Source organism: Salipiger sp., from assembly GCF_048261495.1.
Lineage (GTDB): Bacteria > Pseudomonadota > Alphaproteobacteria > Rhodobacterales > Rhodobacteraceae > Salipiger.
The window spans coordinates 20,250-33,985 of sequence record NZ_JBLXFX010000002.1 but is presented as its reverse complement, the minus strand read 5'-3'; the positions used below and the strand labels follow the sequence as shown (position 1 = coordinate 33,985).

The window sequence follows — 13,736 nt, the reverse complement described above, 5'->3', positions numbered from 1 at the left end:
CCTGACCGGGCGGATTGCATGTGTGGCGCGGCTCGGGCACAACAGGGCAACTTCGGGGACGGGGACGCGCGCGCGTGATCGAGCTGGACAATGTGGCCTACAGCTATGGCGGGGGAGAGTTGCTCACCGCCATGTCGCTCCAGCTTGCGCCGGGATCGTTTCACTTTCTGACCGGGCCTTCCGGGGCGGGCAAGACCACCCTGATGAAGCTCTGTTACGGCGCGCTGATCGCCACCTCGGGGCAGGTCCGGCTGTTCGACCGGGATGTCCGGCAGATGGACCGCGACCAGATCGCCATGTGCCGCCGCAGGATCGGCGTGGTGCACCAGGATTGCCAGTTCCTCGACCATCTGCCGCTGTCCGAGAACGTTGCCCTGCCGCTGGCCGTGTCGGGGCAGGAGGCGGGGCAGGGCGAGAACCTGCGCGAGCTGCTGTCCTGGGTCGGGCTCACCGAGCGGGCCGATGCGCTGCCGCCGGAACTGTCCGGGGGCGAGCGCCAGCGCGCGGCGCTGGCCCGCGCGGTCATCATGTCGCCCGAGGTCGTTCTGGCGGACGAGCCGACCGGCAACGTCGACTGGGAGATGTCGCAACGGCTGCTGCGCCTGCTGGTCGAACTGAACCGCATGGGCAAGACCATCCTGATCGCGACGCATGACCTTGCCCTGATCCGCGCCGCAAAGGCGCAGGTGCAGGCGCGGGTCCTGCGGATCTCGAACCGCCAGTTGCAGGCGGCGGGGGTGGATCTGTGAAAGTATCGCTTCCGTCTCTCAAGGCATTGGCGCGGGGCGATGCCAAGGCCGATCGCGTGGTGCCGCCCACCGGCTTCACGGCGCGGCTGACGCTGTTCGTCGCGGCTGCGATGGCCTTTCTCGCGGTGTTCGCGCTGGCCCTGTCGCTGGCCGCCGGGCGGTTGGCGACGCGCTGGGGCGACGAACTCGCCCGCTCCTCGACGGTGCGCATTTCGGCCCCGGACGGTCAGCGCGCGGCGCAGACCGAAGCCGCGCTCCGCCTGCTGGGACAGACGCCCGGCGTGGCCTCGGCGCGGGCGCTTTCCGTCGAGGAGGAGCAGGCCCTGCTGGAGCCGTGGTTCGGCCCGGACCTGCCGCTGGGCGATCTGCCGGTGCCGCAGCTTATCGAGGTCATCGAGACCGGGGACGGCTATGACGGCAACGGTCTGCGCCTGCGCCTTCAGGCCGAGGTGCCGGGCGCGATCCTGGACGATCACACGCGCTGGCGCAGGCCGCTGGTCACGGCGGCCGCGCGGCTGAAGTTGTTCGGCTGGCTGGCGGCCGGGCTGATCGCGGCGGCGGTCGCGGCCATGGTGACGCTTGCGGCCAACGCGGCGCTGGCGGCAAATGCGCAGGTCATCGCGGTGCTGCGGCTGGTCGGCGCCACCGATGCCTATATCGCGCGCGCCTTCGTGCGCCGCTTCACGCTGCGGGCGCTGGTGGGCGCGGCGGTCGGGACGGTCCTCGGGGTGGTCGCGGTCGCGCTGATGCCTTCGGGCGGCGAGGCGGGAGATTTCCTGACCGGCCTGTCCTTCCGGGGTTGGCACTGGCTGGTTCCGCTGTTGGTGCCACCGCTGGCCGGAGCGGTGGCCTTTGCCGCGACCGCCGGTGCGGCGCGGCGGGTTCTGGGAGATCTGAGCTGATGAGATATGCCGTTCAATGGCTGCGTTCGCTGATATTCAACACGCAGATGTACGTGGCCATGGGGGTCGTCGGAATCCTGTTCTTTCCCTGGGCGCTGATCTCGCGCAACGGGGCGCAGGCGGCCTGCCTGGCATGGTGCCACTGGGTGCGCTGGAGCGCCCGCTGGATGGTCGGGCTCAAGACAGAGGTGCGCGGCACGCCACCGACCGGAGCGATGCTGGTTGCCGGCAAGCACCAGAGCTTCCTCGACATCATCATGATCTTTTCCTCGGTGCCCGCGGGCCGTTTCATCATGAAGCGGGAATTGCTGTGGACGCCCGTCCTGGGCCAATACGCGCTGCGGATCGGCTGCGTGCCGGTCAATCGCGGCAAGCGCGGCGCGGCGATCAAGAAGATGGTCGCGGATGTGGCCGCGGGCGCGGTGCGCCCCGGTCAGCTGATCATCTACGCGCAGGGCACGCGGGTCGCGCCGGGCGTGAAGATGCCCTACAAGATCGGCCCTGCGGTTCTTTATGAGCAACTGGGCCAGCCCTGCGTGCCTGCCGCCACGAATTGCGGCGTGTTCTGGCCCCGGCGCGGCGTCTATCGCAAGCCGGGTGTGGCGGTGGTCGAATTCCTGCCGGTGATCGAGCCGGGGGTGGCGCGGGACCCGTTCCTCAACCGGCTCGAGACCGAGGTCGAAACCGCCTCGGATCGCCTTCTGGTCGAAGCCGGGTTCATGGCCGAGGCACCGGCCCCCGCGCAGGGCTGAGACCTGCGCGCTCCGGCAGTTCCGGGCGCCAAATCTCTTTCAAGAGATTTGCAAATTCCTTGAAAGGAATTTGCGGGACGGGGTCCCGCGGTCGTGCGGGGCCCCGTCGTCGCGATCAGGCGTGAATGGCGCCGTCGCCGCAGGCGAGCGCCGCTTCGCGCACGGCTTCCGAGAAGGTGGGGTGCGCGTGGCAGGTGAGGGCGACGTCTTCGGCCGAGGCGCCGAATTCCATCGCCACGCAGATCTCGTGGATCAGGTCGCCGGCCGAGGGGCCGATGATGTGGCAGCCGAGCACGCGGTCGGTTTCCTTGTCGACCAGCAGCTTGACGAAGCCTTCGCCGGCGAAGACCGCTTTGGCCCGGGCATTGCCCATGAACGAGAACTTTCCGGCCTTGTAGCTGCGGCCCTCTTCCTTGAGTTGCTGTTCGGTCGCGCCGATGGAGGCCACTTCGGGCCAGGTGTAGATCACGCCGGGGATGACGCCGTAATTCACGTGCCCGTGCTTGCCGGCGATGACCTCGGCACAGGCCATGCCTTCGTCCTCGGCCTTGTGGGCCAGCATCGGACCTTCGATCACGTCGCCGATGGCGTAGATGCCGGGCAGGTTGGTGCGCCACTGGGCATCGGTCGCGATCTGGCCGCGCTTCGTCATCTCGATCCCCAGCGCGTCGAGTCCGAGCCCGTCGACAAACGGCTTGCGTCCGGTGGCGACCAGGACCACGTCTGCCTCGGCGGTGTGTTCGGTGTCGTCCTTGCGCAGGGTGTAGGTGACGGCGGCCTTGTTGCGGCCGGTTTCGACCTTGGACACCGCCGCGCCGAGGGTGAATTTCAGCCCCTGTTTTGCCAGAAGCTTCTGCAGGCTGCGCTGGACTTCGGCGTCCATGCCGGGGGTGATGGCGTCGAGATATTCGATGACTTCGACCTCGGTGCCGAGGCGTGCATAGACCGAGCCCATCTCGAGGCCGATCACGCCCGCGCCGATGACGATCATCTTCTTCGGTATCTTGGGAAGGTCCAGCGCGCCGGTGGAGGTCACGACGATCCTTTCGTCGATCTCGACCTCCGCGCCGGGAACCGAGGCGGCTTCGGACCCGGAGGCGATGATGATGTTCTTCGCCTCGTGGATGTCATCGGCGACCTTGACCTTGCCTGCTTCGGGGATGGAGCCCCAGCCCTTGAGCCAGTCGATCTTGTTCTTCTTGAACAGGAATTCGATGCCCTTGGTGTTCTGGCCGATCACGTCGTCCTTGTAGGAGAGCATCTGTTTCCAGTCGACGCTCGGCGCCTTGCCCTTCAGGCCCATGGCGGCGAAGTTGTGCTCTGCCTCGTGGAGCTGATGGGAGGCGTGCAGCAGGGCCTTGGACGGGATGCAGCCCACGTTCAGGCAGGTGCCGCCAAGGGTGTCGCGGCCTTCCACGCAGGCGGTCTTGAGCCCGAGTTGCGCGCAGCGGATGGCGGCCACGTAGCCGCCGGGGCCCGCGCCGATGACGATGACGTCGTATTGTGCCATTACGGTTGTCCTTTCTTGGTCGATGCGGGCAGGGGCGCTGCCCCTCCGGGCCTGGCGGCCCGTTCACCCCGGGATATTTTGAGCCAGAAGATGCCTCACAGCAGCGCGGCGATGAGCATGGCGGTGGTGGCGGCAAAGCCGACTGCCCAGATCAGCGAGCGCCAGGGCGTCCAGCCGAAGAGGTAGGCGGGGATATAGAGAACGCGCGCGACGAGATAGAGCAGCGCGCAGCCGGAGGTCACCGCATTGCCCTTGTCGGCGAAGGTCACGACGAACACGGCGATGGTGAAGAGGATGAGGCCTTCGAAGTGGTTGGTCATGGCCCGCTGGGCACGGCCGGCGATGCCCGTGAGCTGGCGCGGGGTGTCTCGGGAAGAGGCGGCGTAACGGGTGCCGACCTGTCGTTGCGCGGAGACGGAGTAGATCCCGAACTGCGCGACCTGGAGCAAGGCAGCAAGGGTGAGGGCGGTGAGTTCGGGGGTCACGTCAGCGGCCTTCGGGATCGGGGGGCCAAGCCGGCGCGATCCGGGTCGGAAAGCCGCAGACCGGAACCGGAAGCCGTCGGCCGCAGGGCCGGAATGTCGCGGATTGCTGGCCGCGATCTCCGGTTTGTTGCCATGCCGCAATGCTGTAGCCGACGCTCGCAAGCGCGCGCCGGGCGACGGTACGGAGCCCCGGCCAGCCCATGAATGCCGTCGGAGTCGGAGGCTGCGGGGCCTCCGTCCGTCGGCGTGGTCATCAGGGGCTGGCGGGTCATTTCGGTCAGAGATCCATCAGCAGGCGGCGGGGATCCTCGAGCGCCTCTTTCACGCGGACGAGGAAGGTCACGGCGCCCTTGCCGTCGACGATGCGGTGATCGTAGCTGAGCGCGAGATACATCATCGGGCGGATCTCGACCTTGCCGTTGATCGCCATGGGGCGGTCCTGGATCTTGTGCATGCCGAGGATGCCCGACTGCGGCGGGTTCAGGATCGGCGAGGACATCAGCGAGCCGTAGACGCCGCCGTTGGAGATGGTGAAGGTGCCGCCCTGCATCTCGGCCATGGAGAGTTTGCCGTCACGGGCGCGCTTGCCCTTTTCGTTGATCTCCTTCTCGATCTCGGCGAAGGACTTCTGATCGACGTCGCGCAGCACGGGCACCACGAGGCCCTGGGGCGTGCCGGCGGCAATCCCCATGTGCACGAAGTTCTTGTAGACCACGTCGGTGCCGTCGATTTCGGCGTTGACCTCGGGGACCTCCTTCAGGGCGTGCACGCAGGCCTTGGTGAAGAAGGACATGAAGCCGAGACGCACGCCGTGCTTCTTCTCGAACAGGTCCTTGTACTGGCTGCGCAGGGCCATCACCTCGGTCATGTCCACCTCGTTGTAGGTGGTGAGCATGGCGGCGGTGTTCTGCGCGTCCTTGAGGCGGCGGGCGATGGTCTGGCGCAGACGGGTCATCTTGACCCGCTCCTCGCGGCCGGCATCCTCGGCGGCTACGGGGGCACGCGGCGAGGCCTGGGCGGCAGCGGCCGGCGCGGGGGCCGATTTCGCGGCGGCGATGGCGGCGGAGACGTCCGATTTCATCACCCGGCCGTCCTTGCCGGAGCCGGTGACCTGGTCGCGGGAGAGGCCTGCCTCGGCCATGGCCTTCCTGGCGGAAGGCGCATTCTCCACATCCTTGCCGGAGGCGGCAGGGGCGGATGCCTCGGCGGGTGGTTCGGTCGCGGCGGCGGGCGCGGCCGCACCCGCTCCGGCGCCGATCACGCCCAGCTTGCCGCCGGCCTGAACGGTGTCGCCTTCCTTGGCGAGGATTTCGGACAGGACGCCGGAGGCGGGCGCCGGAACCTCGACCGAGACCTTGTCGGTTTCCAGCTCGCACAGCATCTCGTCCTGCTGGACGGACTCGCCGGCCTTCTTGAACCAGGTCGAGACGGTCGCCTCTGTCACGGATTCGCCGAGGGTCGGGACCATGACGTCGACGGACTTGCCACCGCCGGAGGCGGCGGGCGCCTCGGCGGCCTTGGCAGAGGGACGCTCCTCGACACTGGCGGAGCCGGCTTCGCCCGCGGGGGCGATATTGGCCAGCAGGGCATCGACGCCGACGGTGTCGCCTTCCTTGGCAACGATATCCTCGAGCACGCCTTCGATGGGCGAGGGAACCTCGACGGTCACCTTGTCGGTCTCGAGCTCGCAGAGCATCTCGTCCAGGGCCACGGAGTCGCCCGGTTTCTTGAACCAGGTCGCCACGGTGGCCTCGGTCACGGATTCCCCGAGCGTGGGGACGCGCACTTCGGTCGTCATTGTCTCAGTTCCCTTCGATCGTCAGCGCTTCGTTCACGAGCGCCTGCTGTTGTGCCTTGTGCTGGCTGGCCAGACCCGTCGCGGGCGAAGCCGAGGTGGCGCGGCCCACGTAGCGCGGCCGCTGATGGGCCGCGTCGATGCGGCTGAGCACCCATTCGATATTGGGTTCGATGAAGGTCCAGGCCCCCTGGTTCTTGGGCTCTTCCTGGCACCAGATCATCTCGGCCCCCTTGAACCGCTCCAGTTCCTTCACCAGCGAGATCGCCGGGAAGGGATAGAACTGCTCGATCCGCATCAGGTAGACATCGTCGATGCCGCGCGCGTCACGCTCTTCCAGCAGGTCGTAATAGACCTTGCCGGCGCACATCACGACGCGCCTGATCTCCGCATCGGGCTTGAGGACGGTGTCCGAGTGGCCCTTTTCCGCATCGTCCCAGAGGACGCGGTGGAAGGAGGAGCCGGTCACGAAATCCTCGGCATCCGACACCGCGAGCTTGTGGCGCAGAAGCGACTTCGGCGTCATCAGGATCAGCGGCTTTCGGTAGCTGCGGTGCAGCTGGCGGCGCAGGATGTGGCAGTAGTTGGCCGGGGTCGAGCAATTCGCCACGATCCAGTTGTCCTGGCCGCACATCTGCAGGAACCGTTCCAGCCGGGCGGAGGAATGCTCCGGCCCCTGGCCTTCGTAGCCGTGCGGCAGCAGGCAGACGAGGCCCGACATCCGCAGCCACTTGCTTTCGCCCGAGCTGATGAACTGGTCGAACATGATCTGCGCGCCGTTGGCGAAGTCGCCGAACTGCGCTTCCCAGAGGGTGAGGGCGTTCGGCTCTGCCAGCGAGTAGCCGTATTCGAACCCGCTCACGGCATATTCGGACAGGGCGGAATCGATGACCTCGTAGCGGGCCTGACCCTCCCGGATGTGGTTCAGCGGGTAGTAGCGATCCTCGTTCTCCTGGTTCACGAGGCCCGAGTGGCGCTGCGAGAAGGTGCCGCGCGTGCTGTCCTGACCGGCGAGACGCACCGGGTAGCCCTCGGTCAGGAGGGAGCCGAAGGCGATGCTTTCCGCCGTTGCCCAGTCGAAGCCCTTGCCGGTCTCGAACATCTGCGCGCGCGACTCGAGGAAGCGGCCCACGGTCTTGTGCAGCGGGAAGCCGTCGGGAACCGTCGTCAGACCCTTGCCGATCTCGGCGAAGGTCTCCGGCACGATGGCGGTCTCGCCGCGCTGGTAGTTGCCTTCCTTCTGCGCATCGAGATGCGACCAGCGTCCGTCGAGCCAGTCGGCCTTGTTCGGCTTGTAGGTCTTTCCGGCCTCGAATTCCTCGTTGAGGCGGGCCTGGAACGCGGCCTTCATGTCCTCGATCTCGCCCTCGGGGATGAGACCGTCCTTGACCAGCCGCTCGGTGTAGAGCGTGAGGGTCGTCTTGTGGCCCTTGATCTGCTTGTACATGATCGGGTTGGTGAACATGGGCTCGTCGCCCTCGTTGTGACCGAACCGGCGGTAGCAGAAGATGTCGATGACCACGTCGCGGCCGAACTTCTGGCGATACTCGGTCGCGACCTTGGCGGCGTGCACCACCGCCTCGGGGTCATCCCCGTTGACGTGGAAGATCGGCGCCTCGACAACCAGCGCGTTGTCGGTGGGGTAGGGCGAGGAGCGCGAGAAGTGCGGCGCCGTGGTGAAACCGATCTGGTTGTTCACGACGATATGGATGGTGCCGCCGGTGCGGTGACCGCGCAGACCCGAAAGCGCGAAGCATTCCGCCACGACGCCCTGGCCTGCAAAGGCCGCATCGCCGTGCAGCAGGATCGGCAGGACCTGCTTGCGTTCGATGTCGCCGAGCTGATCCTGCTTGGCGCGGACCTTGCCCAGGACGACGGGGTTCACCGCTTCGAGGTGGCTGGGGTTGGCGGTCAGCGACAGGTGCACCTTGTTGCCGTCGAACTCGCGGTCCGAGCTGGCGCCGAGGTGGTATTTCACGTCGCCCGAGCCATCCACGTCCTCGGGCTTGAAGGAGCCGCCCTGGAATTCGTTGAAGATCGCGCGGTAGGGCTTCTGCAGCACGTTGGCGAGCACCGAAAGGCGGCCGCGGTGGGGCATGCCGACCACGATGTCGGACACGCCGAGGTTGCCGCCGCGCTTGATGATCTGCTCCATCGCGGGGATCAGGCTTTCGCCGCCGTCGAGACCGAACCGCTTGGTCCCCATGTACTTGACATGCAGGAACTTCTCGAAACCTTCGGCTTCGACCATCTTGTTGAGGATGGCCTTGCGCCCTTCGCGGGTGAAGCTGATTTCCTTGCCGTAGCCTTCGATCCGCTCCTTGAGCCAGGCGGATTGCTCGGGGTCGGAGATGTGCATGTACTGCAGGGCGAAGGTGCCGCAATAGGTGCGCTTCAGAACGCCCACGATCTCGCGCAGCGAGGCGATCTGGAGGCCGAGCACGTTGTCGATGAAGATCGGACGGTCGAGGTCGGCATCGGTGAAGCCGTAGGCCTTGGGGTCGAGCTCGGGGTGCGGTTCGCGGCCGTGCAGGCCCAGCGGGTCGAGATCGGCGGCGAGGTGGCCCCGGATGCGGTAGGCGCGGATGATCATCAGCGCGCGGATCGAATCCAGAACGGCGCGCTTCACCTGGTCGTTGCTGAGGCTCACACCGGCTTCGGCGGCCTTTTCGGTGATCTTCTGCGCGGCGCCGCGCGCTTCCTTCGGCGGCACCGGCATCGGCCATTCGCCGGTCAGCGCGGCGGTCAGGTCGTCGTCGGGTGTCGGCGGCCAGTCGGCCCGATCCCAGGACGCGCCCTGCGCCTCCTTCTTTACCGCGCCGTCGTCATCGCCCAGGGCGCGGAAGAACTCCTGCCAGGCCGCATCGACCGCGTTCGGGTCCGATGCGTAGCGGGCATACATCTGTTCGAGGTATTCCGCGTTGGCCCCCTGCATGAAGCTGGAGGCATGGAAAATGTCGTTCGAGCTTTGATCCGTCATAGCGCGCGTCCTTTTCTGACCGATCGGTGGAGCAGCAGGAGAGGGACCGACCGGTCCCCGTCATGATGCTCCGACCCCGGGGTTCGACCGGGCAAGTCTTTCCTGCCCGGCCATATGGTTGTTTCCGCAAGCGGGCGCAATCGCCCGGACTTGCGGCGGCAATGATCAGCCCTTGATGGCTTTCATCACGGCTTCGCCGAGGGTTGCGGGGCTGTCCGCAACCACGATTCCGGCGGATTTCATCGCCTCGATCTTGCTTTCCGCATCGCCCTTGCCACCGGCGACGATGGCACCGGCATGGCCCATGCGGCGTCCCGGAGGGGCGGTGCGCCCGGCGATGAAGCCGGCGGTCGGCTTCCAGCGGCCCTTCTTCTTCTGCTCGGCGAGGAATTCCGCGGCTTCTTCTTCGGCGGAGCCGCCGATTTCACCGATCATGATGATGGATTCGGTTTCCGGATCGTCGAGGAACATGGCGAGCACGTCGATGTGTTCGGTGCCCTTGATCGGGTCGCCGCCGATGCCGACGGCCGAGGATTGGCCGAGACCCATGTCGGTGGTCTGCTTGACCGCCTCGTAGGTCAGGGTGCCGGAGCGCGACACGACGCCGACCGAGCCGCGCATGTGGATGTGGCCGGGCATGATGCCGATCTTGCAGGCGTCGGGCGTGATGACACCGGGGCAGTTCGGGCCGATCAGGCGGCAGGGGCTGTCGATCAGCGCCCGCTTGACCTTCATCATGTCGAGGACGGGGATGCCCTCGGTGATGCAGACGATCAGGGGGACCTCCGCGTCGATGGCCTCCAGGATCGAGTCCGCGGCGAAGGGCGGCGGGACGTAGATCACGGTGGCATTGGCTTCGGTCACGTGCACGGCCTCGTGGACCGAGTTGAAGACCGGAAGGTCAAGGTGCGTCGTGCCGCCCTTGCCGGGGGTCACGCCGCCGACCATCTTGGTGCCGTAGGCGATGGCCTGTTCGGAGTGGAAGGTGCCCTGCGAGCCGGTGAAGCCCTGACAGATGACCTTGGTATTTTCGTCGACGAGTACGGACATTCTAATGTTCCTCGAAGTGCGACCTGACAAAGTCCGCGATGTCGGACTCTATCGAGGTGATCTTGTTGAGTGCGTGTGAGTAGAGGACCTTGGCAACGGGAGCCTCGGGATCGGCCCCGTCGCCGTCGCGGCGCGGAGCGATCCGGTCCAGCGTCAGCGGGCGCAGGGGCGCCGCGCTGACGATCCGGACGTCGAGCACGAGTTCCTTGTGCTCGCCGGGTCCCGTCCTGTTCGGAAAGCTGTCGATCCGGGCAGCCGTGACCGCGCCATGCGCGGCCAGCCCGTGCCCGCCGGACGTTTCCGACGTCCAGACAAAGATCTCGTCCCCCGGCTTGATCGCAGCATGCTTGTAGGGCCGCGCATGGATCTGCGCAGTCCCGTCGGCAATGGTCAGCGGGGGGTCGATTTTTGCGATCAGCGCCATCCGTTCAACCCTTGACGGCCTTCACGATCTTCTCGGCGCCATCGGCCAGGTTGTCGGCGGCGATCACGTCGAGTCCGGACTCGTTGATGATCTTCTTGCCGAGGTCCACGTTGGTGCCTTCGAGACGGACGACCAGCGGAACCTTGAGGCCCACTTCCTTCACCGCGGCGATCACGCCCTCGGCGATGACGTCGCAGCGCATGATGCCGCCGAAGATGTTGACGAGGATGCCTTTGACGTTGGGATCGGAGGTGATGATCTTGAACGCCTCGGTCACCTTCTCCTTGGTCGCGCCGCCGCCCACGTCGAGGAAGTTGGCAGGCTCGGCGCCGTAGAGCTTGATGATGTCCATGGTCGCCATGGCAAGGCCCGCGCCGTTCACCATGCAGCCGATCTCACCATCGAGCGCGATGTAGTTGAGATCGTATTTCGAGGCTTCGAGTTCCTTGGAATCCTCCTCGGTCTCGTCGCGCAGGGACTGGATGTCGGGATGCTTGTAGAGCGCGTTGCCGTCAAAGCCGAGCTTCGCGTCGAGCAGCTTCAGGCTGCCGTTTTCCATGACGATCAGCGGGTTGATCTCGAGCATCTCCATGTCCTTCTCGACGAAGGCGGTGTAGAGCTGGCCCAGAAGCTTGACCATCTGCTTGACCTGGCCGCCCTCGAGTCCGAGCGCGAAGGCGACGCGACGGCCGTGGTAGGGCACGTAGCCGGTGGCCGGGTCGATGGTGATGTTGAGGATCTTCTCCGGGGTGCTGGCGGCGACCTCTTCGATGTCCATGCCGCCTTCGGTCGAGCAGACCACGGTGATCCGCGACGAGCCGCGGTCGACCAGCAGGGCGAGGTAGAGTTCGCGGGAAATGTCCGAGCCGTCTTCGATGTAGATCCGGTTGACCTGCTTGCCCGCCGGGCCGGTCTGATGCGTCACCAGCGTGTTTCCGAGCATCAGCTTGGCCTGCTCGGCGGCTTCCTCGACCGACTTGGCCAGGCGCACGCCGCCCTTTTCACCGGCTCCGGATTCCTTGAAGGAGCCCTTGCCGCGGCCGCCCGCGTGGATCTGCGCCTTCACGACCCAGAGAGGTCCGTCCAGTTCGCCCGCCGCCGTCTTGGCATCGTTCGCGCTCAGCACGACCCGGCCGTCCGAGACCGGGCAGCCATAGTCGCGCAGAAGCGCTTTCGCCTGATATTCGTGGATGTTCATGGAAGACTCTTCCCGTCTTGCTGCGTTTTCGGGGCCGGTATACGCCTGCATAGCGGCCTGCGTTAAACGAAATATGGCCGAACGCAGAGAAATGCGAGCAAATTTTCGGGTTTGTGATCACACTCTTTTTCACTGTGATCACAAAATTCGACAGCCGGCGGAAATGCGCGCGCTAACGGTGCAAACTGCTGATTCGCAAGGCGCTCAGGGAAAGGTCCAGAGGTTGAGATCCTCGGGTCGCTTGAGCGGAAACAGGTCGAAATACCGCTCGACGCCGAAGTCGGCGAGGCTCCGGTCGCCGAAGCGCTCCAGGATTTCGTCCATCCGGTCACCGAGCACGCGGTTCTCGGGATCGAGCCCCGAAACGACGCCCAGCCCCGTCGACGCGGCGTTCAGCAACTCGACCGCAAGGTCGGGGCGGTATTCCTTCAGAACCGCCATCACCTTCCAGACATCGCCGGTCCAGGGCAGGCTCCGCCCCAGGTAGGCCAGGTCGCGGGTGATCATGTCGTGGTTGAAGGGCGCGACATCGTGCAGGCAGATCACGCCGTCCGGCCGCATCGACGCCTCGCAATTGATGAAATCGCGCAGGGCGAATTCGAACAGGTGCATCCCGTCGATGAAGGCCAGGTCGGGCACCAGCCCGGCATTCTGCAGGAAACGGGAAGCGAAGAAATCGTCGCTGGTCTGCTGAAAGAACAGCATGTGTTCGGAGGTATTGAAAACGTCCGCGGTGATGCGGAATTCCGGGTCGACGGCGATGAAGCTGCAGGACCGCCGCGCGACGGAGGTGCCGCTGCGCGATCCTATCTCCAGATAGAGCCGGGGTTTCAGATGGGCTTCGAGCCTGTCCATCACCTCGATATAATGAGTGCCGTTGTGGGGCTGAAACTCCGGGTCGATATGGTAGCCCGGTTTGATCTTCGGTTTGCGCGCGAACAGGCTCATACGCCCAGCTCCCTCAAAATACTCTTTATCTGGGCCGCGATGGCCGAGGGGGAAATCCGGTCTTCGACGCTGCGCATCATCTCCATGCCGCGCTGCCAATCCGCCCCGCCGAACCCTAGACTCGCCCGGTCGAGAGTGTCGAGAACCTCTTGATCGGATAGCGAGGAAACGAGGTAGGGATAATCCTCGCCGAGGAATTCGACCACGTCCGAGGTTTCGCGGTGGGCCATGACGTTCGAGCGGCAGACGGCGGCGGTGAACCCCTTGGTGAAGGGTTTGTAGAGCTCGTCGTCCGGATTGTCGTCCGAGCGCAGGCAGTAATGAAAATTGTAGTTCGGCAGGCGGCGGATCGCCTCTTCCATGGAGGCGACGCCGCTGCCGTCCAGAATGTCCATGCGGGCCCTGATCGGGTCGGGAAGATGGCCGAGGCTCTCCGTACCGCAATAGACCGGGCTGAAATGATCGGTCCCGGGAAAGGACTGATCATATAGCCGCGCGTCCGCGTTGTGCAGCAGGAGCATCGGCTTGCCGGGGATCGACTCGCGGAGTTGCCGGGCCTTCAGCGCGGCGAGCATGTCGTAGGAACAGCAGAGGTGAACGTCGGCGCCGGGAATGCGGATGTCGCGCAGATCGCTGTCCACGTGGTCGAAGATCACGCCGTCCGCCTTGGCCTGCAGGCGCAGCGCGTTTTCGGTTGTCAGGGCGCGGGTGCAGACCTTGGTCATGAAATAGATGCCGCCGCGGGGGCGGGTCCGTGCCCAGAGCGACTGCAATCCCGGCGTGGACTGACCCGGCATGCGCAACAGGCGGAAATCGTAGTCTTCGCCCAGGTGCTGCTGCGCAAGGGCGCAGAGCTGGTGGGCGCGCATGATCATGGAGCCGCGATTGATACGGGCCTTTCGGTACACGAACCAGACGGTCTGTCGCTTGCGCCCCATGACGG

General features: G+C 65.8%; 12 protein-coding genes. 3 read left to right on the top strand and 9 right to left on the bottom strand.

Annotated elements, in window-relative coordinates:
- Window positions 1-74 precede the first annotated feature (74 nt).
- From ACN0RJ_RS03540 to ACN0RJ_RS03530, 3 genes are read left to right on the top strand one after another with little or no spacing between them, the layout of a single operon-like run.
- Window positions 75-749, top strand: a complete 675-nt coding sequence (locus ACN0RJ_RS03540; RefSeq protein WP_417719264.1) for a cell division ATP-binding protein FtsE — start codon at window positions 75-77, stop codon at window positions 747-749.
- Window positions 746-1,651, top strand: a complete 906-nt coding sequence (locus ACN0RJ_RS03535) for a cell division protein FtsX (RefSeq protein WP_417719263.1) — start codon at window positions 746-748, stop codon at window positions 1,649-1,651. The genes ACN0RJ_RS03540 and ACN0RJ_RS03535 overlap by 4 nt, the downstream gene beginning before the upstream one ends.
- Window positions 1,651-2,403 (top strand): lysophospholipid acyltransferase family protein, encoded by a 753-nt coding sequence (locus ACN0RJ_RS03530; RefSeq protein ID WP_417719262.1) that lies wholly within the window; start codon window positions 1,651-1,653, stop codon window positions 2,401-2,403. The genes ACN0RJ_RS03535 and ACN0RJ_RS03530 overlap by 1 nt, the downstream gene beginning before the upstream one ends.
- Before the next feature lie 115 nt (window positions 2,404-2,518).
- Here ACN0RJ_RS03530 and lpdA read toward each other — a convergent pair whose 3' ends face one another.
- The 9 genes from lpdA to ACN0RJ_RS03485 all read right to left on the bottom strand — a co-directional run bounded on the left by lpdA (window position 2,519) and on the right by ACN0RJ_RS03485 (window position 13,668).
- The gene (gene lpdA, locus ACN0RJ_RS03525; protein ID WP_417723422.1) at window positions 2,519-3,913 is read right to left on the bottom strand and encodes a dihydrolipoyl dehydrogenase; all 1,395 of its coding nucleotides are present in this window, start codon (window positions 3,911-3,913) and stop codon (window positions 2,519-2,521) included.
- Window positions 3,914-4,008: 95 nt separating this feature from the next.
- Window positions 4,009-4,398, bottom strand: a complete 390-nt coding sequence (locus ACN0RJ_RS03520; RefSeq protein WP_417723421.1) for an MAPEG family protein — start codon at window positions 4,396-4,398, stop codon at window positions 4,009-4,011.
- A 277-nt stretch (window positions 4,399-4,675) separates the two neighbouring features.
- Window positions 4,676-6,196 carry a 2-oxoglutarate dehydrogenase complex dihydrolipoyllysine-residue succinyltransferase gene (gene odhB / locus ACN0RJ_RS03515; RefSeq protein WP_417723420.1) on the bottom strand — a complete coding sequence of 507 codons (1,521 nt, stop codon included), beginning with the start codon at window positions 6,194-6,196 and terminating at the stop codon, window positions 4,676-4,678.
- Between the two features lie 4 nt (window positions 6,197-6,200).
- Entirely contained in the window at window positions 6,201-9,173 is a 2,973-nt protein-coding gene (locus ACN0RJ_RS03510) for a 2-oxoglutarate dehydrogenase E1 component (RefSeq protein WP_417719258.1), read from the bottom strand.
- Window positions 9,174-9,338: 165 nt separating this feature from the next.
- Window positions 9,339-10,223: a succinate--CoA ligase subunit alpha gene (gene sucD, locus ACN0RJ_RS03505; RefSeq protein ID WP_417723419.1), complete on the bottom strand. Its 885-nt coding sequence runs from the start codon at window positions 10,221-10,223 to the stop codon at window positions 9,339-9,341.
- A gap of 1 nt (window position 10,224) precedes the next feature.
- Window positions 10,225-10,647, bottom strand: coding sequence for a hypothetical protein (locus tag ACN0RJ_RS03500; RefSeq protein ID WP_417723418.1), 423 nt, complete (start codon window positions 10,645-10,647; stop codon window positions 10,225-10,227).
- A 4-nt stretch (window positions 10,648-10,651) separates the two neighbouring features.
- Window positions 10,652-11,845: an ADP-forming succinate--CoA ligase subunit beta gene (gene sucC, locus ACN0RJ_RS03495; RefSeq protein WP_417719255.1), complete on the bottom strand. Its 1,194-nt coding sequence runs from the start codon at window positions 11,843-11,845 to the stop codon at window positions 10,652-10,654.
- 204 nt (window positions 11,846-12,049) lie between these two features.
- Complete coding sequence (locus ACN0RJ_RS03490) at window positions 12,050-12,793, bottom strand: class I SAM-dependent methyltransferase (RefSeq protein WP_417723417.1); 744 nt, start codon at window positions 12,791-12,793, stop codon at window positions 12,050-12,052.
- A complete protein-coding gene (locus ACN0RJ_RS03485; RefSeq protein ID WP_417723416.1) occupies window positions 12,790-13,668 on the bottom strand; it encodes a hypothetical protein in 879 nt (292 codons plus the stop codon). Before ACN0RJ_RS03485 ends, ACN0RJ_RS03490 begins: the two co-directional genes overlap by 4 nt.
- Window positions 13,669-13,736: the final 68 nt, after the last annotated feature.

Coding starts and splice junctions, on each gene's coding strand:
- ACN0RJ_RS03490 (WP_417723417.1), bottom strand. CDS start 12,793: ATGAGCCTGTTCGCGCGCAAACCGAAGATCAAACCGGGCTACCATATC.
- ACN0RJ_RS03500 (WP_417723418.1), bottom strand. CDS start 10,647: ATGGCGCTGATCGCAAAAATCGACCCCCCGCTGACCATTGCCGACGGG.
- odhB (WP_417723420.1), bottom strand. CDS start 6,196: ATGACGACCGAAGTGCGCGTCCCCACGCTCGGGGAATCCGTGACCGAG.
- ACN0RJ_RS03510 (WP_417719258.1), bottom strand. CDS start 9,173: ATGACGGATCAAAGCTCGAACGACATTTTCCATGCCTCCAGCTTCATG.
- sucC (WP_417719255.1), bottom strand. CDS start 11,845: ATGAACATCCACGAATATCAGGCGAAAGCGCTTCTGCGCGACTATGGC.
- ACN0RJ_RS03530 (WP_417719262.1), top strand. CDS start 1,651: ATGAGATATGCCGTTCAATGGCTGCGTTCGCTGATATTCAACACGCAG.
- ACN0RJ_RS03485 (WP_417723416.1), bottom strand. CDS start 13,668: ATGATCATGCGCGCCCACCAGCTCTGCGCCCTTGCGCAGCAGCACCTG.
- lpdA (WP_417723422.1), bottom strand. CDS start 3,913: ATGGCACAATACGACGTCATCGTCATCGGCGCGGGCCCCGGCGGCTAC.
- sucD (WP_417723419.1), bottom strand. CDS start 10,223: ATGTCCGTACTCGTCGACGAAAATACCAAGGTCATCTGTCAGGGCTTC.